20 protein-coding genes are annotated in these 24,138 nt (G+C 68.8%); 13 read left to right on the top strand and 7 right to left on the bottom strand.

Going from position 1 to position 24,138, the window contains the following annotated elements:
- Positions 1-286: 286 nt before the first annotated feature.
- Positions 287-970 carry a helix-turn-helix domain-containing protein gene (locus AB0J64_RS52635; RefSeq protein ID WP_364045347.1) on the bottom strand — a complete coding sequence of 228 codons (684 nt, stop codon included), beginning with the start codon at positions 968-970 and terminating at the stop codon, positions 287-289.
- Positions 971-1,055: 85 nt separating this feature from the next.
- Here AB0J64_RS52635 and AB0J64_RS52630 point away from each other — a divergent pair, with 85 nt between their 5' ends.
- The 4 genes from AB0J64_RS52630 to AB0J64_RS52615 all read left to right on the top strand — a co-directional run bounded on the left by AB0J64_RS52630 (position 1,056) and on the right by AB0J64_RS52615 (position 5,270).
- Positions 1,056-2,039, top strand: coding sequence for a zinc-binding dehydrogenase (locus AB0J64_RS52630; RefSeq protein ID WP_364045345.1), 984 nt, complete (start codon positions 1,056-1,058; stop codon positions 2,037-2,039).
- A 13-nt stretch (positions 2,040-2,052) separates the two neighbouring features.
- On the top strand, positions 2,053-3,609 hold the full coding sequence (locus AB0J64_RS52625) for an MFS transporter (RefSeq protein ID WP_364045343.1): 1,557 nt from the start codon (positions 2,053-2,055) through the stop codon (positions 3,607-3,609).
- A 15-nt stretch (positions 3,610-3,624) separates the two neighbouring features.
- Entirely contained in the window at positions 3,625-4,245 is a 621-nt protein-coding gene (locus AB0J64_RS52620; RefSeq protein WP_364045341.1) for a DsbA family oxidoreductase, read from the top strand.
- Positions 4,246-4,388: 143 nt separating this feature from the next.
- Positions 4,389-5,270, top strand: coding sequence for a DUF4158 domain-containing protein (locus AB0J64_RS52615; protein WP_364045339.1), 882 nt, complete (start codon positions 4,389-4,391; stop codon positions 5,268-5,270).
- Positions 5,271-5,552: 282 nt separating this feature from the next.
- Here the strand turns inward: AB0J64_RS52615 and AB0J64_RS52610 are convergent, their stop codons facing one another.
- Entirely contained in the window at positions 5,553-8,798 is a 3,246-nt protein-coding gene (locus AB0J64_RS52610) for a S8 family serine peptidase (protein ID WP_364045337.1), read from the bottom strand.
- Positions 8,799-8,954: 156 nt separating this feature from the next.
- Between AB0J64_RS52610 and AB0J64_RS52605 the strand changes: the two genes are divergently transcribed.
- Positions 8,955-9,260 (top strand): hypothetical protein, encoded by a 306-nt coding sequence (locus tag AB0J64_RS52605; RefSeq protein ID WP_364045335.1) that lies wholly within the window; start codon positions 8,955-8,957, stop codon positions 9,258-9,260.
- Positions 9,261-9,677: 417 nt separating this feature from the next.
- Here AB0J64_RS52605 and AB0J64_RS52600 read toward each other — a convergent pair whose 3' ends face one another.
- Complete coding sequence (locus tag AB0J64_RS52600) at positions 9,678-10,694, bottom strand: CU044_5270 family protein (protein ID WP_364045333.1); 1,017 nt, start codon at positions 10,692-10,694, stop codon at positions 9,678-9,680.
- A 1-nt stretch (position 10,695) separates the two neighbouring features.
- On the bottom strand, positions 10,696-11,247 hold the full coding sequence (locus AB0J64_RS52595; protein WP_364045330.1) for a sigma-70 family RNA polymerase sigma factor: 552 nt from the start codon (positions 11,245-11,247) through the stop codon (positions 10,696-10,698).
- 155 nt (positions 11,248-11,402) lie between these two features.
- On the opposite strand from AB0J64_RS52595, the gene AB0J64_RS52590 reads away from it, so the two are divergent.
- Both AB0J64_RS52590 and AB0J64_RS52585 read left to right on the top strand, forming a co-directional pair.
- Entirely contained in the window at positions 11,403-12,083 is a 681-nt protein-coding gene (locus AB0J64_RS52590) for a hypothetical protein (RefSeq protein WP_364045328.1), read from the top strand.
- Between the two features lie 454 nt (positions 12,084-12,537).
- Positions 12,538-12,726, top strand: a complete 189-nt coding sequence (locus AB0J64_RS52585; RefSeq protein WP_364045326.1) for an acetylxylan esterase — start codon at positions 12,538-12,540, stop codon at positions 12,724-12,726.
- 246 nt (positions 12,727-12,972) lie between these two features.
- On the opposite strand, the gene AB0J64_RS52580 is transcribed toward AB0J64_RS52585, so the two are convergent.
- Positions 12,973-14,145 carry an NAD(P)/FAD-dependent oxidoreductase gene (locus tag AB0J64_RS52580; protein WP_364045324.1) on the bottom strand — a complete coding sequence of 391 codons (1,173 nt, stop codon included), beginning with the start codon at positions 14,143-14,145 and terminating at the stop codon, positions 12,973-12,975.
- 53 nt (positions 14,146-14,198) lie between these two features.
- Between AB0J64_RS52580 and AB0J64_RS52575 the strand changes: the two genes are divergently transcribed.
- Positions 14,199-14,891, top strand: a complete 693-nt coding sequence (locus AB0J64_RS52575) for a TetR/AcrR family transcriptional regulator C-terminal domain-containing protein (protein ID WP_364045322.1) — start codon at positions 14,199-14,201, stop codon at positions 14,889-14,891.
- 288 nt (positions 14,892-15,179) lie between these two features.
- Here AB0J64_RS52575 and AB0J64_RS52570 read toward each other — a convergent pair whose 3' ends face one another.
- Positions 15,180-15,803 carry a LysE family translocator gene (locus tag AB0J64_RS52570; RefSeq protein ID WP_364045320.1) on the bottom strand — a complete coding sequence of 208 codons (624 nt, stop codon included), beginning with the start codon at positions 15,801-15,803 and terminating at the stop codon, positions 15,180-15,182.
- A gap of 109 nt (positions 15,804-15,912) precedes the next feature.
- Here AB0J64_RS52570 and AB0J64_RS52565 point away from each other — a divergent pair, with 109 nt between their 5' ends.
- From AB0J64_RS52565 to AB0J64_RS52555, 3 genes are all read left to right on the top strand, one after another.
- Entirely contained in the window at positions 15,913-16,887 is a 975-nt protein-coding gene (locus AB0J64_RS52565) for a LysR family transcriptional regulator (RefSeq protein ID WP_364045318.1), read from the top strand.
- Between the two features lie 617 nt (positions 16,888-17,504).
- A complete protein-coding gene (locus AB0J64_RS52560; RefSeq protein WP_364045316.1) occupies positions 17,505-19,340 on the top strand; it encodes an ABC transporter ATP-binding protein in 1,836 nt (611 codons plus the stop codon).
- The gene (locus tag AB0J64_RS52555) at positions 19,337-21,109 is read left to right on the top strand and encodes an ABC transporter ATP-binding protein (RefSeq protein ID WP_364045314.1); all 1,773 of its coding nucleotides are present in this window, start codon (positions 19,337-19,339) and stop codon (positions 21,107-21,109) included. The genes AB0J64_RS52560 and AB0J64_RS52555 overlap by 4 nt, the downstream gene beginning before the upstream one ends.
- A gap of 699 nt (positions 21,110-21,808) precedes the next feature.
- Here the strand turns inward: AB0J64_RS52555 and AB0J64_RS52550 are convergent.
- Entirely contained in the window at positions 21,809-23,164 is a 1,356-nt protein-coding gene (locus AB0J64_RS52550) for an MATE family efflux transporter (protein ID WP_364045312.1), read from the bottom strand.
- Positions 23,165-23,511: 347 nt separating this feature from the next.
- Here AB0J64_RS52550 and AB0J64_RS52545 point away from each other — a divergent pair, with 347 nt between their 5' ends.
- Both AB0J64_RS52545 and AB0J64_RS52540 read left to right on the top strand, forming a co-directional pair.
- A complete protein-coding gene (locus AB0J64_RS52545) occupies positions 23,512-23,790 on the top strand; it encodes a hypothetical protein (RefSeq protein WP_364045310.1) in 279 nt (92 codons plus the stop codon).
- A 51-nt stretch (positions 23,791-23,841) separates the two neighbouring features.
- The coding region (locus tag AB0J64_RS52540; RefSeq protein WP_364045308.1) for an MFS transporter at positions 23,842-24,138 on the top strand (297 nt) is incomplete at its 3' end.

Raw genomic sequence — 24,138 nt, 5'->3', positions numbered from 1 at the left:
CAGCCGCCGGTGGGTGAGCACTCATAGCTACTGGACCTTGAGTCCCGCCCAAAGATCGTGCCCCCACTGGTCGGCCGGGAGAGTTGATCGCCGCTGGGATGTCGTGCCCATCCGTAGGGGTGTGAGCACTGCTTGATTAGTTCGCTGACGGTTCTCCCGCAGGCTGTTGAAATCGATCGGCATCGGAAAACGGGAGAAGCGTTGCGCCTGTTCGTGGGAGATGACTGGGCCGAACAGCATCACGACGTCGAGCTGATGGACGCCTCGGGGCGCAGGCCCTCTTGATCTACGACCGTTCTGGCGGCCTCGTCGAGTCTGTGGGAGCGTGCTCCCAGCGTTCGGCGAGGAGGGCGGGCGAGGGTGCGGTCCCGGGCAGTTGGGGGTGGCGGGGGCGCAGGCCGTCGAGAGCGATGGCGATCGTACGCTTTCGGGCGTTGTGGGCTGCCTCGATCAGGTCGGCGCGGCCCTGCCGGTTGAGCTGTTCGATCAGGGGCGATTTGCCGAGTTGTTCGATCAGTAGCGAGATGTCCATGGCCGTGGCGTCCGGTCTGAGCACTCCAGCAGCGTGCGCGCGGGCCACCAGGTCTCGCATCAGCTCGTCGGACCTGGTGAACTTGGCGGCCATCTCGTCGGTGACGGCGATCGTGCCGGCCAGCGGTCCGAGGGAGCCGCCGCTGAACTCCACGCAGGCGCTGATGTAGTGAGCGAGCCCCTCCCAGGGGTCGTCATGCTGCAGGCCGCGTTCGGCGGCCGAAATCCACTGGTCGAGGGATAGCGCGCACAGGTGCTGGAAGAGCTCGTCCTTGGAGCGGTAGCGGCGATAGAGGCTGGCGATGCCGACTCCGGCGTGTGCGGCGATCGTCGCCACCGACGCATGCGCTCCGTCCACGGCCAGGACCTTCTTGGCGGCTTCCAGGAGGGCGTGGTCGTTGCGTTCGGCTTCTGCGTGCCGGGGAGCTTTGCGTGCCATGCGCTCACTGTAGTCGCCTTGCGAAGCGATTCACTCCGTTATAGCTTTCCCAAACGAAGCGAATTTATCCGTTTGAAGGAGAGTCATGCGAGCTGTGGTGATGGAAGAGTTCGGAGGGCCGCAGGTCTTGCGGATCCGGCAGGTCGAAGATCCCGTGCCAGGGCCGGGGCAGGTGCTCGTCGCGGTGGCGTACGCGAGTATCACGTTCGTCGAGACGCAGGTGCGCTCGGGCAACGGGCCGTTCGGCAGGCCCGCGCTACCCCGCATACCCGGCAACGGCGTGGGCGGTCGCATCGTCGCTGCCGGACCGGACGTGGACCCGGCCCTGAGGGGGACGGTCGTGGTCACCACCACCGGCGGCGAGGGCGGCTACGCCGAGCTGGCGCTGGCTCGGGCACAGGATGTGGTTCCGGTTCCCGCAAGTCTGGAGCTGAAGGACGCGGTCGCGCTGCTGGCCGATGGGCGTACGGCGCTGCTGCTGTACCGGCAGGCGGAGATCAAGCCATCGGAGCGGGTTCTCGTGGAGGCCGCGGGAGGAGGTGTCGGCAGCCTGCTGGTGCAACTCGCCGCCGGAGCGGATGCCCACGTGATCGGCGCCGCCCGCGGCGCCGGCAAGGCCGAGCTGGTCACCTCGCTGGGCGCGGCCTCCTACGTCGACTACTCCCGGGCTGACTGGCTGGATCGGGTGATGGAGGCGACCGGCGGCGTCGGACTCGATCTCGTCTTTGACGGGGTCGGCGGCCGGATCGGCACCGAGGCGATCGGGGCGCTACGTGAAGGCGGACGCGTGAGCATCTACGGAATGGCCAGCGGCGCCGACGCCGAACTCGACGAAGGCCGGCTCCGGGCACGCTCCATCGGCGTCATCGGCCTCACCGCCGCGCCGAGCCCGGCCCAGACTCGCGAGCTCATCGTCGACGCGCTGAACCTCGCGGCCGGCGGGAAATTGCGGCCGGTCATCGGCCAGACCTTCCCGCTCGAGTCGGCAGCCGCCGCGCATCGAGCGATCGAGTCCCGGACCACCACCGGTAAGACCTTGCTCATCCCCGCCGGCGATGCGCGCGGCTGAGATCGGAACCCACATGTCCCCCCAACCCTCCGCCAGAGCCGGAGCCCGGGAGTGGACCGCCTTGGCGGTCCTGGGCATCCCCGCCGTGTTGGTCATGATGAACATGTCAGTGCTCTATCTGGCGCTGCCAAGCCTGAGCGCCGATCTGGAACCCGACGGCCCCCAGCTGCTGTGGATCACCGACATCTACGGCTTCATGGTCGCCGGATCACTGGTCATGATGGGTACGCTCGGCGACCGTCTCGGGCACCGCCGGATCCTGCTGGGCGGCGCCGTCGCCTTCACCTGCGCGTCCGTCATCGCCGCCTACGCCCCCGGCGCCGGCCCGCTCATCGCGGCACGGGCCGTGCAGGGAGTGGCCGCCGCCGCGCTGGCGCCGGCCTCGCTGGCGATGATCCGCGCCCTGTTCCTCGATGTCCGGCAGCGCACCCTGGCCATCACGATCTGGATGATGGCGTTCATGGGCGGCGGTGCGCTCGGCCCGCTGGTCGGCGGTGTGCTGTTGCAGTACTTCTGGTGGGGCGCGGTGTTCCTGCTCGCCCTTCCGGCCATGGCCCTGCTGCTGGTCACCGGCCCTTTCCTGATCCCTGAATCTCGCGCTTCGGCTTCCGGGCGGCTGGACGCGGTCAGTGTGGTCCTGTCGCTGCTGACTCCTTTGACGATCGTATTCGGCATCAAGGATCTCGCCGTCCGCGGCTTTGCTCTGCCGTCCGTCGGTGTCCTGGTCGCGGGCCTGATGATCGGCGCGGTCTTCGTACGCCGCCAGCGACGGCTGCCCAACCCGCTCTTGGACCTGGGATTGTTCGCTATCCCCGCCTTCGCCGTATCCGTCACCGGCATGGTGCTGGCCGGGATCGTGCTGTTCGGGACCAGCCTGCTGACCTCGCAATACCTGCAGCTGGTGCTCGGCTTGTCTCCGCTGGAGGCCGGTCTGTGGCAGCTGCCCACCGCGGTCGCCGGTACCGTCGTGGCCTTGGTGGTCTCCAGTCTCACCGGCCGAATCCGCCCAGCCGTCTTCATGAGTGCCGGCGCCGCGTTCGCCGTCATCGGTCCCATCCTGCTCACCCAGGTGGACACAAACCCCGTCATCCTGGTGTCCGGCTCCTTCCTTCTCTTCGCCGGGCTGACCCCGTTCATGGCGCTGGGAACCAACCTGGTCGTCGGCGCGGCACCACCCGAACGCGCGGGCGCCGCCTCAGCGATCTCCGAGACCGGCGCCGAACTCGGCGGAGCGCTCGGCATCGCCGTGCTCGGCAGCATCGCCACCGGCGTCTACGGCAGCTACATGCTCGACCATGCGCTTCCCGGTGTCCCTTCCCAGGTCGCCGAAGCCGCCCGGGAGACCTTGCCCGCCGCACTCCAGGCAGCCCGGCGACTCCCCGAAAACCTCGGCATCCCTTTGGCCCAGACCGCCAGGGACGCATTCGCCCACAGCCTTCACGTGCACGCGCTCATCACGATTCCCCTGCTCATCGCGCTCGCCCTGCTGACCCTGACCCTGCGGCGCACGACCCCGCCACAACCACCGAGCCAGCCCCAGGCCACGACGCCCACCCCGGCCTTCGACTGAAAGGATCGAGCGCTCATGCAAGTCGAGGTCTACTTCGACGTTCTGTGCCCCTGGTGCTACATCGGCAAGAGACGACTGGCCGCCGCCCTGAAGGCCCGAAGCGATGCGAACGTTGTCTGGCGCAGTTTCGAACTGGATCCGGACGGAAGCCGGATTCCCAGCCTGACAGCAGCGCAGGTGATCGCCACGTACCAGAACGACCCAGTCCGAGCGAGCGCCCGGGTGGCCCATATCCAAGCGCTTGGCGCAGCCGAGGGACTGGAACTCAACTTGCACCAGGCTCGGCCGGTCAACTCTTTCGATGCTCACCGCCTGATCCACCTGGCCGCCACCTGCGGCCTGGCCGACGCCGTTCTGGAACGTCTCCTTCACGGCTACCACACCGAAGGCCGCAACATCGCCGATCCGCACGTTCTCCAAGTGCTCGGCGTCGAGGCCGGACTGGATCTCGCCCACATAGGCGAACTCCTGATCGGCGACGCGTTCACCAGTGAAGTCCGAGCCGATGAATGCCGCGCCGCTCAGAGGGGAATCCGAGGCGTGCCGGCACTCGTCATTGACGGAGCCCCGCCAGTATCGGCCGTTCAGGAACCTGCCGCTCTGGCAAGCCTCCTAGAACGCGCGACACGCTTCTGAGCTTGGATCCACGGCAGGTGATCACAACTGGCGGGAGACTGCCACAATTCAGCACGTAATCGGTCACGTCGATCATCTGACCTGACCGCTGCTGATATCCAAGGGCGCCTCCACCACGCCGCGCGCGGTGGAGGCGCCCTCGCATGCCTGGAGGCATCCCTTTTCATGCCGACGACCGGCGCCGGCCGATGGCCGCCAACGGCGTTCGCAACCAGCTCGGCTGGGCCCTGCAACTCGGTACGGCACGGTTCTTGAACTGCTTCCTGGACGATCCCGAGTACGTTCCCGCCGCGGTGGTCGACTACGTCGCCGAGCAGCTCTGTCTGCAGGCCGGCGATCTGAAGGGGTACGGCGAGAAAGAGGCCCGCTGGGAGCATCAAGAGCAGATCCGCGCCGGCTACGGCTTCACCACCTTCGCGAACGAGCAGTGGTTCGCGCTGGCCTGCTGGCTCTACAAACGGGCCTGGACCACCACCGGCGAGCGCCCGATCGTGCTGTTCGACCTGGCCACCCACCGCCTGGTGGAGGCCAAGGTTTTGCTGCCCGGCGTTAGCACCCTGGAACGGCTGATCGCCGCGCTGCGCGAGCGCGTCGCCGCCCGCCAGTACGCGCTGCTGGCCGCCGCCCCCAGCCCGAACCAGGCCGCTGTGCTGGAGAACCTGGTCAAGGTCGAACAGGGCCGGCGCGTCTCCCGGCTGGACCGGCTACGAAAAAGCCCCACCGACGTCAGCGGCACCGGCCTGGTCAAAGCCCTGGACCGCCATGTGGAACTGCGCGACCTGGGCGCGGCCGGCTGGGACCAGGGGCAGAACTTTCCGGTCTTCATCCTGGCCACCTTGTTCGGGTCCGACATGATGCCGCGCATCCGTAACTTCAAGGATCTGATCTTCTTTCGCGCCTCGGACAAGATCGCCTACCCCGCATATCGACCAGCTGTTCGGCGAGAGCGACCGCAACGTCATCGACTGAAAGCTGATCGAAAAGCGCTGGACGGACCTGATGCAGGTGGCGATCTCCATCAGTGATGGCGTGGCGGATGCTCACTGCGCGTCGTACCGTCCAGACACGCGGGATATCCGGATCAGTGATGAGGCCGCCGCAGTATCGCCCCCCGACAGGATGCTCGCGCTGCGGACCGGCCCGGAGCCCGGGCCCACCCTGTGCGCTCGCTGTCAGCAGACCGCCGACGCCGACAACGAGCCGATCAGTGTCCTGGCCGTACGCCGTGAGCCAGGACACACAAAGCGGCAGGTCGAAGATCAAGGCCCGAGACATGTACGTGATAAGGGAGCTTGCCAGGCGCGCCGTCAGCGTGTCGCGGAAGCAATCCGGTACGCGCGGATCACGGTCTGCTCGACGGCGTTGCCGGAAGTGTCCATCGACTTGGCCCGCAGCGACACGAACCCGTCACCGTTCGGGTGGCGCAGAACGACCCTTGAGTGCCCGACCTCTGCCTTCGCCCAAGTGGCCCCGTCATCGTAGGAGACCTCCACGGACAGGTCCCGCGCGCGGCCCGCCGCGCTGCCAGGCAGCGAACGCACGCTGACTGGGACGGTGAATATCCGACCGGCCGGTGCAGTGTTCCGCGCGTCGAGCTCAGGAGTGAAGCTCACTATGGACACCGGCAGCCGGGCGCGGGTGTCTGTGGTGCCGGAGTGGAACGTCCAAGCCACGGACACGCGCGTGGACAGCGTCGCCGGAGCTCCCCGCTCCGCCTCGGCCACCAGCCGGTACGCCGCCCGCCCTGCGGGCACGGAGAAGTCCGCGGTCAGGGACGGCGCCTCGCCGACGAGCACGCCGTCGCGGTAGAGGGTGGTGTGTCCGGTGGCCCGCGAGGAGTAGCCGAGCGAGCCCCGCCCATCGCCGAACATCCGCAGGTCAGCCGAGATGACGTCGCCGGTGCGACTGACGCTGTCGCCGGGCTGGTCACCGGACGGCAGGGAAGGGCCGAACACACCCCGGTTCCACCACTCGGTGGTGACCTGGCCCGCTCGGTAGTGCGTGAACCCGGATTGGAACTCGTTGACCCGCCCGTCGGTGCCGACCTCCCGCAGCCGGTGCTGCCAGCGGATGTCTCCGTCAGTGTTGACATGTACCGTCCGCACCGAGGGGGTGGTGAACCAGGCACCAGAAAGGTAGGAGGGGATCTGGCCGTCGCGTGGCCAGGCCCGGCCGTACGACGCTGCCTGCGCGTCGGGTAGGTGAGCGGCGTAATCCATGCGTATGGTCGCCAAGTTCTTGGGGTCCACTGACCGTTTGAAGCCGGTCACCACTCGCCCTGGCTGGAACCAGGCCGCCCGGTAGACGTCCGTACCAGCCGTCCATTCTCCCGCCACCTCGGTCAGCAGCCCGTCGTAGTCGCGGGCAGGCCCGAGCTGGGCGGTGAAATGCCGGTCAAACCCCTGGCCGGCCCACCCCCTGGCCGACGGACCATCGGCTGCCTGCCATTGGTAGACGACCTGAGCGGACGTCGGCATCGCGTCGGCGCTCGGTGGCTCCACCTCAAGCGGTCTGCCGAGCCGGGCATCGGCTTCGACCGTCCGCGCGCGGTCCAGCACCAGCTCGGGCTGGACGAGCAGGGTGATGCCCGCGTCATCCAGGACGACTGTGTCGACCTTCCACTTGCCTTTGGGCAGCCGCGTGGTGAAGCTGCTCTGCCCGCCGAGCACCACGATCGGCGGCTGCTTGGCGTCCAGCCGGCTGATCGACATCTCGAAGTCGCCGGTGGCGATGCCGGCCCGGTTGGTGTGGCGCACGGTCAGGTCGTAACTCTCGACTTCCTTCTCTACGCCGACCGGCGTGCTCACGCTCACACCGCCGGGCCCCGTGGCCACGACGTAGCCACCCAGCAGCCCGTCGGGCACATCGGCAGCACGGGTGTCGGCGATGACCGTCGCCTCGGCCTGTCCGCCGGCAGGCACGGTGAGCGTGCTCGGGCTCACGGTGAAGGCCGCACTCGCCCTGGCCTGCAGGGTGAGCGTGATCGGCGTCGTGAGAGAGTTGCGGTAGACCAGCTTCTTGGCGGCCGGCTGGTCGTCGTCGTGCGGCCACGCCTGCCTGCCGAACCCCAGCCCGGGCGGCTGCGCCGTCACGGCCTGCGCCGTCGCGCGGTCTGCGTTCACCCGGCCCGCTCCCTGGGCGAAGACGCCGATCTCCGGGCGCGGCTCGGCCGAGGCCATCAGCGCGGCCTTCAGCAGGTCGCCCTTCCACTCTGGGTGCTGCTCCGCCAGCAGCGCCGCGGTTCCCGTCACGTGCGGCGTCGCCTGCGAGGTGCCGGATAGGGCGACGTAGGAGCCGGTCCCGGGGCTGTCCTTCCCACGCGCGGCCGTAATGTCCACGCCGGGAGCGGTGATATCCGGTTTGAGCGTGTCGTCGCCCGGTACGGGCCCCATGTTGGAGAAAGCGGCCAGCTCATCCGACTTGTCGACTGCGCCCACGGCCAAGGCGGCGTTCGCCGTGGCCGGGGTGCTGACCCCGCGCTCCATCCCCTCGTTGCCCGCGGCGATCACGAAGAGGGTGCCGTACTGGTCGCTGAGGGCCTCGACCGCTTGCTCCAGCGGGTCCTCCTCCGGCGTGTCCGAACCGCCGAGACTCATGTTCACGACCCGGGCGCCCTGCTCCGCCGCCCACTGCATGCCGGCCAGGATCGCCGAGTCGCTGCAGAAGCCTGACTCGTCGCACACCCTGCCGTCCAGCAACGTGACGCCTGCGGCCACGCCGCGGTAGCGCCCACCGGATGCTGCGCCGCTCCCGGCGATGGTGGAGGCCACGTGGGTGCCGTGCCCGACAAGGTCCCGCTCGTCGGGCTCATCCGTGAAGTCCTTCCTGCTGCTCACCTTGCCCGCCAGGTCGGGATGGGTAGCGTCGATCCCGGTGTCCAGTACCGCGACCTTGACCCCTTCCCCGGTGAAGCCTCTGGCCCAAGCCGCGGGCGCGCCGATCTGCGGGACGCTGGTGTCCAGCGACACCTTTCGTAGCCTGTCCAGCCACACCTTGGCCTTCCGACCTGCGCCCCGCAGGAACCCCGCTCCACCAGTTGCGGCCTTTCCCGGCCCTCCGGTGAGGTCCTTCCAGAAATGGGAGGCGTTCGCCCGCTCCTCCCGAACCGCGAACCCGCCGACCGCGGCGAGCGCCGTGCTGTACGAGGCTCCACTCAGCGTCCGGGGCTGAGCGGCCCCGGCGACGACGAGTGGCAGGTCCTTGCGCCGATCGTCGTAGCCGTACTCCAGCAAGGTAGTCACATCGAACAGCCGTGAGTCCAGCCGCCCGGCCTTCAGCAGCGGCACTGCATCGCTCGGGACGACGCGCAACCGCCCGCCGCTCTCGTCGGTGATGAAGGTGACCCCCTTCCTCCCATCACCGGCCTCGATCACCGCGCCGGGCTCCCCGGTGACTGTTACACGGTCACCGCTGATCAGCGTGACGGTCCGCGAGACTGCGGCAAGAGGCTGCGTTCCGGCAGATGGAGGCGCGGCGACGGCCGGTTGGGGGGTGAGCAGAGCGGTGGCGAGTAGTAACGCCCCGGCCGCTCCGGCTCTCTTTCTCATACGCATGGATACTCCAGATCGACGAAAAGTGGATCACTACATATCTCCCGCTCCGGGAATTCCTTTCCCACGGAGCCTCTCCGTCGCGGGTCGCCTGCCCAGTGCACCGATGTGCGGCAGACGCGCCGCTACTGGGCGGACACGCGCCGGGAGCCGTTGCCGATGCCACACGTCACCGCAGCCGGGTTCGCCCACCACGCCGAGCGCCGAACGCCACCACCACGAACGGAGGACGTCACGATGAACTCCAGGAAGCGACTGCTGCGCTGGGCCGGCGGCATCATGCTCGTGCTGAGAATTGGGTGCCTGTCCCTGCTCACGATTAGCGCCTGGAAGGACGTCACCGGCTGGGTGGATCGCGGGATGGCGGCCGTCCCCCTCGACCTCTCCGGGGATGCCAGGCCGGCGGAGTCCCTGCAGAACGCGCTCACCTCTGGGGCGGCCCGGGAAGCTTCGCCGTCCCCCTGATCCTCCTGGCCTGCCTGATCTGGCGCCTCGCGGGACGTGGAGTGGCCGTGGCCCGCCCGGATCGGCCGGCACCTCCACGACCTGGCCGGCCGGACATGCACCGCGCACTACCAGCTGACCGGCCGCACCTATCCCAGCTACAAAACCCTGGAGAAAGAATGGTTACTGGAGCAGACCGGGAAGATGGCCGTGGCCGCCCGGACCAGCCACGCGGCGGAAGGGTTTGTGACGGGCCACGAGATCCGTATGCACGCCCTGCACTCCCAGCAAGATGCGCGGCTGCGCCTCGATCAGCGCGGCGCTCGCCGCGGCGATGGTGTCGCCGCGCAGGGAGTTCTGGTCGACATACTGGAGTCATTGCAAAGCGCAAGCCCAGGCGAGCGTCAGACCAGGGGCCCGCGCGTGATGAGTGACTCCCTACTCGGCGGTGGGAGGCGAGGGCTTCGTGTCCGTCCAACCCGCGGCCAGCACGACCTCAGTCTTCTGCCCCATCCCGGAGGTGTGAGTGACCTCGTAGGACAGCACCATCGACGTGCTCGGATCGACGATCAGCCTGCCCCGGGTGGGCTTGTCATGCTGGATCGGGAACGTGACCGCGACACCTGCCCTGCCCCGCGGATCCTTGGCGTCCTCCTCCACAGTGACCGTCGGCAGGTCGGCCAGAGCCCGATAGGCCGCCGCCCGTACATCCGGTGAAGCCGGCAGCTCGTACAGCAGCGAAGCCAACGTGATTGGCAGACCGTCCGCGACGAAGCTCTCCTCGCCGACACCGGCCCGGACTGCCTGAAGCACCCGCTCCTTCAAAGCAGCGGGGTCAGTGGGCAGCGCCTTCACCTGCTCAAGGGTGAGGTCCTCGCCGGCGAGCCGGAACGCTCCCCCCTCCTTTACGGGCGTGAGCCGACTCTCGCCCTCAGACATGGAGAAGCGACCGTCCTCGACCTTCCACTCGGTGGGAGCGCCGTCACGGCGCCAGGCTGCTTGGTCAAGCGGGCGCGCGGGCAGTTCCTTGAGGCCCGTCCAGGCCCGCCCGTCGTCCGAAACCCACTGCTCGACCAGCCGCGAACTCTCCAGCCGGTACGTGTTGCCGTTCTTGCCGTGCAGCTTGTCCGGACGGATCGTATACAGCCGCTTGACGTGCCAGTACTCGCCGGTCGGAGCCGACTCGGCCTTGGTCGCGGCGGCCAGCAGGATCGAATGGCCGGAGAGCGTGGTTCGTGCGGGCTGCTCAGGAGGGAGCAGGGCAGGGCCGACCATGATGGCCGCGGCCAGCGCGGCGGTGGCGGTGAGTGCCACAACGCCGGCCTTCCACGGGAATCGGCGTCTGGTTCGAGCCCGCATGTTCGCCTCGATCCTGGCCTTGGCGAACGGGTCCGGGGGGAGGTCGTCGTACAGGCCGCGGACCTGGGTCAGCTCGTGTGGGGTCAGCTCGTCCACGCTATGCCTCCATGGGGTTGGCGCCGCCGAGAGCGGCGCGCAGCTTGGTCCTGGCACGGCTCAACCGCGATCCGACCGTGCCGTACGAGATGCCGAGCGCGTCGGCGATCTCCTGGTGGGACAGTCCGGCCAAGGCCATGAGCAGCAGCACGTCCCGCTCGCCCCGTCCGAGTGAGGCGATGGCCGAGGCGAGAGCCGGGCGCAGGCTTTGGGCGCTAACCTGGTCCGCCACACGCTCCTCGGGTCCGGGTAAGTCGGTTGCGGGGCCGTGCCGCTGCCTGGCACGCAACGCTCTGATCTCGGATCGGCGATGTTTGCCGACGAGGTTGGTGGCTATGCCGTACAGCCAGGTCCTGACGCTGGCCCTGGCGGGGTCGTAACGCGCCCACTTACGGAACGCCGCCAGGAATGTCTCCGCCACCACGTCCTCGGCTTGGGCTGGGCCGAGGCGTTGGGAGACATACCTGAAGATCTCATCGCAGTAGGCGTCGAAGACGCCGGGGAAGTCGCCGAGCGACCCCTCTGGCGAACCTTCGACTGGTGCGGCTGTCATCTGAAGCCTTTCATCAGCGGATGACGGTCATGGGATATCACCCGTTGACCGGATTCACTTTCCCCCGCCCTGTCACAGCTGATGGGACCTGCTGTTTTCGACATGTTGTGCCAAGGAGGGAGGCGGGTGAGGCGACGAAGCGACCGCCCAAGCGAGTGTCGAAGGGACCGGCCGGGGCCGGCACCGTGCTGGACGGCCCGGTCGACGGCTTCGGCCTGCACGAGGGCCTGGTCCTGGCCGAGCCGGGCCGCTCGGTGTGGGCCTTCCCGTTCGCCGACCGCGCCCCGAGCCTGCTGTTCTCCTACCGCACCAGCGACATCGACGCCGAATTCCGCCGCCCGCCGATCGAGTCCATCCGCGCCGCCTACGGCCCCGAACCCACCGGCCCCCTGCTGGAAGGGCTGCTGACGCGTTACGAGCAGGCACCCGACGCGCTGTTCGACTCAGTGCAGCAGGTCAAGATGCCGCTCTGGCACCGCGGCCGGGTCGTCCTGATCGGCGAATCCGCCTGGTGCGTCACCCTGTACGCGGGGATGGGCGCCTCCAGCGGCATGGCCGGCGGCGAACTCCTGGGTACCATGCTCCAACGCCACCCCGCAGACCTGCCCGCGGCGTTGCGGGCCTGGGAGGCGCGGATGAGGCCGTTCATCCACCTGCAGCAGGAAAGCGCCCTGCCCGGACGGCGTATCTTCACCCCGCATGATCGTAAGGAGCACCTCCTGAGAGCTGGGATGATGCGTCTGATGCGGATGCCGGGCGTCGGCAAGGCCATGGGCAGGAGAATGTTCAACAACAAGGACATGCGGGCCAAGAACCTCGACGTTGCCGCCCTCTGATCGTCCCGCACATACTGCGGCGCGAAACTCGACAGCACGAAAACGGAGGACAGCACGGGGAGTCAGCTGATCGAACACCACTCGCACAAAGCCGCCGCAGGCCGGGATCGCCGGATTCACCCGCGTGGTCTGCTGAGAGTCGGCAGGTACGGGGTCACGGTCAACATGATCGTGACGCCTCGGCACCCGCAGCCCGCAGACGAGGAGACGGTCGCGACCCTGGCGGTATACCTCGGTGGCGTCGCGGGCGGCGCGGGTGATCACAGCGCCGGCGTAGGAGTGGCCGACCAGGACGACCGGGCCATCGACGGCGTTGGTGACAGTGGCGACGTACGCCACGCGGCACGCCTGCTCGTGCTCCTGCACGACGGCGCGTTCCAGTCCGCCGAGCTCGACAACCCGACCGTCGTCCGCGAGACCCTGCGCCGCGCGATCAACCAGCTCTTCCCCGCCCATGACCTCGACGCCCGGATCGAACCCGTACGAAACCGGCCTGTTCACCGTGAAGGCCTTCGACGTCGTCTTCGCCGGGTTCGGCGGCCATCCGATCAAGGCGGAGCTGGTCAAGGCCGAGGGCATCGACGGCCCGCTGCCGTGCGTGGTCGAGTACATCAGCTACTCCGGTGGCCGCTCCTACCCATAGGCGCACACCACCTACCCGGCCGCGGGCTGGGCGCACTTCGTCATGGACACCCGCGGCCAGGGCTACGGCCGCTGGAGCCCCGGCGACACCGGCGACCCGTACGGGACCACCGGCCCCACCGCCAAGGGCTGGGCGGCCCAGGCCTGGAAGCCCCCGAGCACTACTCGCAGCACCCCAAGCCGGCCAAGGCGTCGGCGCGGCCGGCGGTGGAGGCGTTGTTGCTGCTGGTGATCTCGCGTCTGGCGGTCAGGATGGCTGGACCTGGTCCCAGAGGGCGATGGCTTCGGTGGGGTCCGGGCTCACGAGGCGTTCCAGACCGGCCGTCGTGATCTTCGCCCACCTGCTGGCCCGTGCCCACATCTGTTCCTCGAAGGCGCGGACGGCCTCGTCCAGATCTCCAGGGCCGGGGGCGGCGGCGATGGACTCGGCGAGTTCGGCGCCTTCCAGCATCGCGAGGTTCGCACCCGCCCCCAATGGGGGCATCAGGTGGGCGGCATCGCCCAGTAGCGTCACCCCGGGGACGTGGGCCCAGGTGTGGGACACGGGCAGGACGTAGAGGGGACGGTGGACGAAAGCGGTGCCGTGGCGGAGAAGGTCGAGGACGGGAGCGGCCCAGCCGTCGAACAGAGCCAGCAGGCTTGATCGCATGGCCTCGACATCGGCTGGGTCCAGGCCCGCATCCAGGCCCGCGCCCCGGCTCAGGCTCATGTGCCGATCCGGGTTCGTGTGCCAGTCCAGCGGCGCGCGGAACCGGGCGTACACCTTGACGTGGCCGCCGCTGTTGCGCTGGGCGACGAGGCTGCGGTGCACGCCGTACACGGCCACGGAACCGTCGCCGATCAGCCGGGCGAGATCGGGGTGGCGGGTGTCGACGTCGTCGAGGGAGGTCTCGACCGAGGTGACCCCGGTGTAGTGCGGCGTCACCGACGAGACCGCCGGGCGGATCCGGGACCAGGCGCCGTCCGCGCCGACCACGAGGTCGAACGCCTCCTGTCGTCCGTCAGCGAAATGGACCAGTACGCCGTCCCGGGTCCCCGGCACCACCTGCGTCACGCCCCGCCCCCACTGGACGTCGAGAGGGCCGAGCAGCAGGTCACGGAGTTGCCCGCGGTCGATCTCGGGATTGGCTCGGTCATCTGGACGGGGTCGCCAGTCGCGCAGGACGGTCCCCTCCGTGTCCAGGATGCGCATGGCCTGCCCCTCGGGACGGGACAGCGCCTGGTACTCCGCCAGCAGCCCCGCCTTGTCCAGCGCGAGTTGACCCAGCCCTTCGTGCAGGTCCAGCGTGCCGCCCGGGGGGCGGGCGTCGGCGGCGGGATCGCGTTCGAGGACGGCGACGGGGTAGCCATGGCGGTGCAGGACACGGGCGAAGGTAAGGCCGCCAGGGCCGCCCCCGACCACCGCGATACGATGTCTCATATCGATACACTGTATTTCTCCATTGCGATGCATCGCAACAGAACGGTGTAAACATGACTGTGTGGGACCGACCGGAGCCGCCGACCCGCCCTGTGCCGCTCGACCGGGAGCGGATCGTTGCCGCCGCGATCACGCTGGCCGACGAGGGTGGGCTGGAGGCGGTGTCGTTGCGCAAGGTCGCCGCCCGGCTGACCGCCGGCCCGATGCGGCTGTACGGATACATCTCCACCAAGGAGGAGCTGTTCGACCTCATGGTGGACGAGGTCCACGCCGAAATTCTCCCCGAGGAGCAGCCCGGTGACTGGCGGGAGGCGCTGCGCATCCTCGCCCACCGCACCAGGCAGGCCGCTCTCCGTCACGAATGGCTGGCCGACCTGCTCGGTGGCCGCCCGACCCTGGGCCCGAACGCCCTCGCCGTGACTGAGGCCAAACTGGCCGCCCTCGACGGCCTCGCCGACCTCGACACCATCATGCGCGCCGTGGAGACCGTCAGCGCCTACCTCACTGGCGCGATCAGGCGCGAGATCGCGAACCTGCGGGCCGAGCGCGCCACGGGCCTGTCCAAGCGCGACTGGCAGCGCGCCTCCGGCCCGCATCTGAGGAGGATGCTCGCCACGGGCCGCTTCCCGGCTCTGGCCAAGGCCGTGTACGACGGCACGGAGGTGGACGCCGAGGCGTCCTTCGCGACCGGCCTGGACTGGGTCCTCAACGCCGTGGCCGCCAAACTCGCCCAGCCGCCGGCGTGACGCTCCAGCTCTTGCCGGATGTGAGCGAGGTCGGGGGCGGTGTCCACGGCCCTGCGCTCGCGTAGCTACGGCGAAGGGACAAGTAGCTCAGGGTGACAGTGGCTGGTGGATCTCTTCCGCCTGGAGGGCGGCGAAGTCGGTGCGGGCCTGGGCGACGACTTCGGGGTACGCCTGGGCTCGCTCATGCTCGGCGAGTGCCCGGTAGATGCCGACCAGGCCCGGGTTCTGGCAAGCAGCCGCCGGCCCGGCACCGGCGTACGACCTCCTGGTAGACCACCGGCCCGGCCCTCAGAAACCTGCTGCCACCGCGGCTCCCAGCCCCAGCAGGACGACGCCGGTGGTCACGCTGAGTCCCCGCAGGACGGTCGGCCGTGATATCAGGGCGCGCCCTCGGCCGACGGCCCAGGTGAGCAACATGTACCAGGACGCGCTGACGAGCGCCCACAGGGCTCCCAGGGCGACGGTCGACAGGAACACCGGGCCTTCCGCGGTCACGAACTGGGGCAGCACCGAGACGGCGAACACGCCAGCCTTGGGGTTGCCGAGGTTGGTGGCCAGGCCGGTGAGATATCCGCCCACGAAGCCGGTGCGGCGACCGCCCTCGCGGGGCGGGCGGGTGGAGCCGGTGGTGAGCGCGGTCCGTAGCGTGTTCACCCCGAGGATCATCAGCACGATGCCGCCTGCGATCCGGAGCACCGCGTACGCGGTGGGGCTGGCCAGCAGGACGGCGGACAGCCCGGCCGCGGCGGCCGTGGACCACAGCAGGAAGCCGCTGGCATTGCCCGCGAGCGTGCCTTGGAGCGTACGTTGGCCGCCTTCCAGAACCTGCCGGATCATCAGGGCTTGACTCGCGCCTGGCAGCATCGCCAGCAGCAAGGTGGTGGCGATGAAAACGGGCACATGCGTGGGCATGGGAAAAGAACCCCTTCCGGGAGCGCGGCCGATGGGTGCCCCACCAGGCTTCCTGCCCCGCGCCCCTAAGAGAAGTTAAAAGAGAAGGGGACAGCGTTAGGATTAATAAATGGTGGTTGATCCGGGACAGCTGCGGCTTCTCGCGCTGATCGAGCGGCACGGCTCCCTGACGGCGGCGGCTCACGCACTCCAACTCACGCCCGCGGCGGTCACACAGCAGGTGGTCAAGGCCGAGCGCGACTGGCAGGTGCCGCTGGTCATCCGTGGTCCTCGCGGGGCGACGCTCACCGCGGCCGGTGCGCTGCTGGCCTCCCACGGTCGAACTGTGGAGGAGGCATCGGACAGGGCCGAGGCGGAACTGGCCGCACTACTCGGTCACCTCTCGCTCCGTCTGCGGATCGGGACGTTCCAGGCGGCTGCCCTGCACCTGCTGCCACCGGCCCTGACGGCGCTGCGCCACCGCCATCCGGACGCCGACGTCTCGGTCGTGGACGTGGTGTCCGGACGCGGAGCGGACGAGATCAGCGCGGGGCGCCTGGACGTGGCCATCGTCGCGTCCTGGGGCACGCCGCTCGCGCCGCCCCCACACCTACGGGCCCACTCGCTGCTGTTGGACCCGATGGTCGTGGTTCTCCCCGATGACCATGCACTGGCCACCGGGCAGCCCGCGGACACCGAACTTCACCTGGAACAACTGCGCGACGAATCATGGGTTTCCATCCTGGCGGGCCATGCCGCCCGCGGACAGTTCCACGACGCTGCCCGCGAGGCCGGCTTCACTCCCACGGTGCGGTTCGAGACCGAGTCCTACGACGTCGCCCAGGCCCTCGTCGGCACCGGCATCGCAGTGGCCCTGGTCTCGCGCCTGGCCCTGACCCATGCGCCTGGCACCACCCATCGCGAACTGGCCCACCCCAGGCCCTACCGCCGGCTCTACGCCGTGACCAAAAAAGACGCCAGCCTCACACCACTCGCAGACATGCTCATCGACCTCCTACGTGATGTCGCCCGCGACATCACCGCCACCTGGGAGGCTCCCCTGCAAGAAACACAGCGCTCATCGAACTCACCGCACGGAGCTTGAAAAGCCGCGTCGTCGGCGCTTCACCCGCCGGCTGCGGGCTGCGGTTCCACCGTCCGCCGGCCGGGGATGGGCGTGGCGAGGCCAAGATCCGGACAAGACGACCGCAAGGCCGCGCGCGCTGTCCCTTGTCACCGACAGAACCAGTCACCCCCAGGCCGGCATCGAGTCCCTCCCAAGGGCATCGCTGTCCGATAACCTTCGCTCCCTCCACCGCTCCTGCCCATGAAGACCTACTGGCTCGGCGAAGACAGCGCCCTCGACGAGCCAGTGCAGGCCGGGGACCTGGGCGGACGTGAAATCGGTCCCGCGGGTGCTCGAACGCAGGCTCCGCCAGAAGGGCGCGGCCACAGCCGCTCAGCGGGACGGACATGGGTCGCCTGTTCCGGCGGATCAGCCAATTTAATTGCATTGCTGTGAGGCGGACACCAGTGTCACCATTTCGGACACTCGTCGCCTCGCCTCGCCGGGCCGGATCGAGTCCGGTGGGGGAGCTGCCCCTCCGAGCTGGACGAGAAATTCGAGTGCCCACGGTGCCGGCGACAGCGTCGACCAGGAGGAAAGATGAGCGCCCAGGTCCGGGGCACGATCGCCCGTAACCCCGACGACGGGGAGCAGGCGTGACCGCGGATACGAGTCGGCTGCCGCCTCCGGCGACGCGGTGGGTGATACCCGCCCTGGTCGGATACTCCTTCTCCGTGGCTCCGGCCTTGACCATCCTGACCGCGGTCCTGGCCGTCCTCGCCGGTGCGGCCCCGGTCGGCATCACCATAGGGATCGGTGAGCTGGTGGACGGGCTCACCTCGGCGATCGGCCAAGGGCTGGACACCCCGGCGGCGCGGGAGTGCTATCGCTGGGTCGTCCTCATTGTCGTGCTGTTCTTCCTCACTCATGTCACCGAGTCCGCGCGGACGGCTCTGGGCCAGGCACTGGGCCGCCGGGTCACCGGCCGGCTCGGCGAGCGGGTGATGATGGCCGCCTCCGAGCCGGCGACCATCGGCCACCTCGAGCATCCGGCCTACCTCGGCCGGCTCGGGCGGGCCAGGGGCAACGGGACCATCGACATGCCGCCCGGGGAAGCGATCTTCGGCTTCTCCACCAAGACCTCTCTGTGGGTGACCAGCATCGGCTCCGCGGCTCTGCTCACCCATGTCACCTGGGGGCTGGGGCTCATCGTCTTCGCCATTTTCGTCGTGATCCACTCCCGGCTGGTCCGGAACTACCGGATCGCCGTCATCGAGACCGTGAGTCAGACGACGAAGCTCCGCCGAACGTCCTACTTGCGGGACGTGCCGACCACGCCAGGTGTGGCCCGGGAAGTCCGTCTCTTCGGTCTCGCGGCTTTCTTCCGCGATGCCTACCAGTCGGAATGGCGCGTGAACATGATGGAGGTCTGGCAACGGCGGCGTGAGCATCGCTTGTTCGTCGTCATTGTGGTCGTGGTCACCGGTGTCACGGTTGCCGCGGTCTTCTACTACCTGGGGCACCGGGCGGCAACCGGAGGTTCGACGGTGGGTGATCTGGCGCTCGGTGGCCTTGCCGTCCGGGCACTTCTCCAGGTGCTCCGGGCGGACGAGGACGACCTCCGCATCGGCTTCGGCTCGAAGGCGGCCGCCGAGGCGTTCACGTTTCCGGTCGTGGCGACGCCCGTCGGGCCGGACACCGATCCCTGGCCGGCGCCGGTCGCGACCATCTCCTGCGAGGATCTGCGCTTCCGCTACGGCGGCGCCCCCGACGAGGTGTTGCACGGCATCGACCTCGCCGTTCCCGCGGGTCAGTCGCTCGCCGTCGTCGGTCTCAACGGGGCCGGCAAGACGACGCTGGCCCGGCTCATCGCCGGCCTGGACGCTCCGAGCGGGGGTTACGTGCGCGTCGGTGCCACCCCGATCGAGAACGCCAATCGCCGGAGCTGGCAGCGTCAGGTGGTCGCCGTCTTCCAGGACTTCGGCCGCTATGAGCTGACCGTGCGGGACAACATCGCCTTCGGTTCCCTGGCCCATGCGGACGACGAGGAGGGCCTGCGTGCTGTGGCGGGCCAGGCCGGGCTGCTGAAGTTCATCGAGGGACTCCCGAACGGCTGGGACACGGTGATGTCCAGTGGGTTCACGGGCGGGGTCGACGCGTCGGGCGGCCAGTGGCAGCGCATTGCCATCGCCCGGGCGCTGTTCGGCCTGCGGCACGGAGCACGGCTGCTGATCATGGATGAGCCGGCCGCGAGCCTTGACGCCCGTGCCGAGGCTCAGCTCTACGACACGTTCCACGAGCTCACCGCGGGCACCACCACCATCGCGATCTCGCATCGGTTCGCGACCGTGCGCAAGGCGGAGCGGGTGGTCGTGCTCGATCACGGCCAGATCATCGAGGATGGCACGCACGAGGATCTGATCACTGCCGACGGCCGGTACGCCGAGCTGTTCCGCCTGCAGGCGAAGCGTTTCGAGGAGGCACCGTCTTGATCAGCGCCCTGCGCTTCGTCCTCACGATCGGACCCCGCATCGACCCGGTCCGGTCCCTGCTCGCGGTGGCAGTGGCGATTCTCGAACAGGCCACTGGGATCGGCCTCGCAGCGCTGCTCGGACTGTTCAGCGAGGCGGCGAGCCGGCATTCGACCAGCGGCGTGGTGACCCTCGCGCTGTGTGTGGCGATCTTCGTGATGCTCACCCAGGGCACCTTCATCGCCGGCTATTTCACCCGCCTTCGCCTGCAGGAGGAGATCCAGAACGAAGTCGAGCGCCAGTTCATCGACGTGGTCGGCACGACGCCGACGCTGGAGATCCACGAGCGTTCGGGCCGCTCCGACAAGGCGGCGGTGGTACGTGGTGCGCGGCGCGAGATCGGGCCGGCCTTCGACCGGCTGCTGTGGCTGGCCGGAGCGGCGCTGGCCCTGATCGCCTCGGCCGTGCTGATGGCCTCGGTCGTTCCCATCCTCGCCGTACTGCCGCTCTTCGCCGTCCCCGCGGTACTGGCCACCCAGGCGGCAGACAAGAAGCGCGGTCAGGCCGTCCAGCGCGCCACGCCCCGGACCCGGCTGGCCGGTCATCTGTTCACGCTCGCCACCACGGCCGCGCCCGGTCGCGAGATCCGCCTCTTCGGGCTGGCGAGCGAGCTGCGGCGCAGGCACCGCGAGGAGTGGGACTCCGGAGGCCAGGACATCGCCAGGACTGATCGACGGGCCCGGGTACCGGTCGCGCTGGCTTGGCTGTTCTTCGTGCTGGCGTACGCGATCGCCATCGCCTTGATGGTGCGGGCCGGCCTGGCCGGCGACGCCTCGCTGGGCCTCATCGTCGCGGCCATCGCCGTCACCAGCCAGATCACCGGGCAGGTGCAGGGCTTGTTGACCTTGACCTTCTGGACGCTGGAGTCGCTTCGGGCAGTCCGGGCGTTCCTCGACGTGGTGGAGGACGGCGCCGTGGAGCGGGCGGCCGTCGTGCCGGGCACGCCGGTGACGGTGCCGGACCGGCTGGACGGCAGCATCAAGGTGGAGGGTCTCAGCTTCCGGTACTGGAACCGCGATCAGCCTTCACTGAACGACATCAACCTCGAGCTCCCGGCCGGCGCCGTGGTGGCCCTGGTCGGCGAGAACGGCGCGGGGAAGTCGACGTTCGTCAAGATGCTCTGCGGTCTCTACCGGCCGAGCGCGGGGCGCATCCTGGTGGACGGTACCGATCTCGCGCAGTTCGCGCCGGAGGACTGGCGCGCCCGGATCACGCCGGCCTTCCAGGACCCGGTACACATTGAGATGTCCCTGAAGGACACGATCGGGCTGGGCCGGCTCGAGCATCGCGACGACCCCGAGCGGATCCTCGAGGCGCTGCGGACGGCCGGCGGCGACAAGCTCCTCGCTTCGCTGCCCGAGGGCCTGGAGACCCGGCTCGGGCGGAAATCCTGGGACGGCAAGGGGCTGTCGGGGGGCCAGTGGCAGACAGTGGCCAACGCCCGGGCGGCGATGCGGCAGGCGCCGCTGCTGCGGATCCTCGACGAGCCCACCGCCAGTCTCGACGCACGGGCCGAGGAGTGGCTGTTCCAGCGGTACGCCGACCTGAGCCGCCTGGAGGGCGGCGTGACAATCCTTGTCACGCACCGCCTCACCACCGCCCGCGCGGCCGATCTCATCGTGGTTCTGGACGGCGGCCGGGTCGTCGAGGTCGGCACTCACGACACGCTGAGTGAGGCCGGCGGACTCTACGCCGAGCTGTTCCACCTGCAGGCCCGGTACTTCGTCTGAGCGCGGTAGTCAAAGGTTCTGTTGGTTCCCCGGAGGCCGGCGATGCTGCATACCGGCGCGGGTACGCCGCCGGCTCGCTGCCGACCCGGCGCCGAGGCGCGCTGCCAGGCGTGCGGACGTACGGCGGCCGGAGTCGGCGTCCCGTAGCAAATGGCGGAAATCCATTCGAGAATCCTTGTTGATCATCTCCGCTGCGGGAGACATGGAGAAACCAGGGGTCACTGTTTCGCAGTTCGGAGGCCGCGGGCGTGTCGGCGGGTTCCCCGCCGGAGAACCCGCTCAGGCGCCTGAGCGGCCGAACTCCGGCGACAACCCGCGCGCGCAGGAGCCGCACACCGTCCAAAGCAGCGGCCTGGATCGTGGCGTGCCCGGTGACGACGAAGAAGGTCCCGCCGGCGTATCCGGCCGTGACCTTTCCCCTTCCCCGGTGCCGGAGCCTTCTGGTGGCAGCACGCGTGCCGGGTCCAGGAACAGCACCTCGGTCAGTGGCGGTAGCGGGCTGACGTCAGCGGCCCTGCCGCCATCCAGCGGTCCGACACTGGTGGCTGGGCTACTCGAAGACGCGGTCGACGACGGCGGCTTGCTCGGCGGTGCCCGCTCGGAAGTGCCGGGCTGACGTGTCGAGGGAGGCATGGCCGAGGAGGGCCTGGATCTGGGCGACGTCGGCGCCGCCTTCACGGCCTCCGGCTCCCGTCCAATTCAGCCAGTCGCGGCGGCTGCTTGAGCGGCGCTGCCCCTGGCCGACAGTTTTCGTATGTGTCGTATGGCGATGAGCGGCACCGTCACGCCGATCAGGTTGCAGTACGCCACCGCGGCGTAGAAGCCGTCCGCGCTGCCGACGGCGTGTGCCGCCACCGCGCTGACCGCGACGATCAGGCCGAAGTAGATTGCGTTGAGCACGATGGCCCGGAAGCCGCCGCCGGTCTCCTCCATGACGGTCAGCGAGGCGAGCACGGGTCCCTGGACGGCGTAGGTGAGCGCCACGGCGCCCAGGTAACTGCCCGCGGCTGCGGCCACCCCGGCGTCGCCGCCTATCAGCCGCGCCAGCGGGTCATGCAGTGACCACACCAGCGCCGCGATCACCACGTAGGTCACGACGGTGACCTCGATGCCACCGCGCATCGATTCACGTATTCGCCGCCATTCGCCCGCGCCGCGTTGCTGGTTGATGGTGATCGCTGTGGCTGTACCCAGGACCATGCCCGGCAGCAGCACGACGCTCTGCAGGGTGGAAGCGACCGTGAACCCGGCCACGGCGTTCTCCCCATAGTTCCCGAGGACGCCGATGACCGCGAGGTTGTACGCGGAGAGCACGAGAAAGGACATGGCGATGGGCACACCGATGCGGCGCAGGTCGGTGAACACCTCGCGCCGCCAGATCCGGGCGGCCGGAGGATGCCACAGCTCGGTGCGGCGCAGCAACGCCAGGCCCATGGTCAGGCCGGCCAGACCCGCTGTCGCCTCGGCGATGGGCACCGCCGCGATCCCGATGTCGGCACCGAGCCCGAGGCCGGCCACGAGGCCGATCCTCACGCTCGCCGTACAGATGACCAGGACGGTGGCCTGTCGCACATACCCATAGCCGCGCAGGCTGGACGCACACAGCTCCTCCCCGACGGCCAGCAGACTGGCGGCGCTGGTCCAGCGCAGGAAGGAGGCAAACGTGTCCCGCAGTCCGGCGTCCACATGGAGGAGACCGGTCAGGGAGGGAGCCGCGACCGAGAGGACCAGGTACAGGGCCGCGCCGAGCCCGACCCATACCCTGGCCAGGCTGGCGGCGTTCGACATGACGTCCCGGGGGCGCCCGGCCCCCTTGCTGATCGCGGCGGCGACCTGGTTACAGACCGCGAAGCCCACACTCAGGGCAAGGACGATGAGGCTGACAGGCTGATACAGAGAACGTACATAAATGACCTCTCCCCCCATGCGCCCCAGAATGGCGATAATCCCGAGCTGGGCAGCGAAATTGAGGGACCCGGCCACAAAAAGAGGAACAGCGAGGCCGGAGATGGTTCGCCACACCCCCCATCTTCCATGAGCGGCTAAGGGAAACATGCTGACCTCCGGGAACGCAACGGCTCGGACGCGAATGGACCTGCGGGACGATAGCGACATTCATCGACGAATGTCCATACGGGCCTGGCTTGGTTCAGGCCAGGTCGACTTGGGCCGGGTCGCATGACTCTGTCCCCGCTCGCCCGACTGGGCAGCTGATTCCGCTACTGGACAAATCCCGCTCGCTATGGCCATGCACCGATGAGCATGGAGACATCTATCTCATTGTGCGGAGTGCCGTTTTATGGCCTCCCCATCGCCAACCCCGCTGACCTGGGACGCGACATCTCGCAAGCAGTTTTTTCGGCTTTTCGAGCACCTGCGGCAGGCCATTAGGGTGCACATTCATGGAATCGACTTTTCGATCGGCCGAAGAACTCGCGGCCGCCATGCGTGCCGGTGAAGTGACCTCGGCGGAACTGACCGACGAGGCGATCGCCCGCATCGAGCGGGACGACAAGGTGATCAACGCGATCTGTGTGCGGGTGTCCGTTGCGGGCGATCGCTTCCGGCGGCCCGTAGCTACCAGGGGTGCAGGTCGGTGCGCCAGAACCGCTGGACGCCCAGGTCGGCGAAGCGGGCGCGAACCGGTGGCCGAGCATGGAGATCATCCCGCACGCCATTGACCGCGTTCAAAGCGTGGGATCAGTCATCAACTGTTTCTAGAAGGGATGTGCGTGAAAGGGTTGCTCGCCCTGACCTGCGCTGGTCAGTTCATGGTGCTGCTGGACAACACGATCGTCGGCGCGGCCCTGCCTGATATGCAGCAGCGGCTGCATATCGGGTTGACCGGCCTGCAGTGGATCGTCGACGCCTACGTGCTGCTGGTGGCCATGCTGCTGCTGTCGGGCGGCGTCTTCGCCGACCGGTTCGGCCGCAGGCGGGTGTTCCTGGCCGGGGTGGTGGTGTTCACGGCCGCGTCGGTGGTGTGTTCGCTCGCGCCCTCGATCGGCTGGCTGATCGCCGGGCGGGTG

It is taken from the genome of Nonomuraea sp. NPDC049695, from assembly GCF_040674955.1.
In the GTDB taxonomy this organism is placed as follows: domain Bacteria; phylum Actinomycetota; class Actinomycetes; order Streptosporangiales; family Streptosporangiaceae; genus Nonomuraea; species Nonomuraea helvata.
The sequence above is the reverse complement of the archived record's forward strand: the minus strand, read 5'-3'. Positions and strand labels throughout refer to the sequence as shown.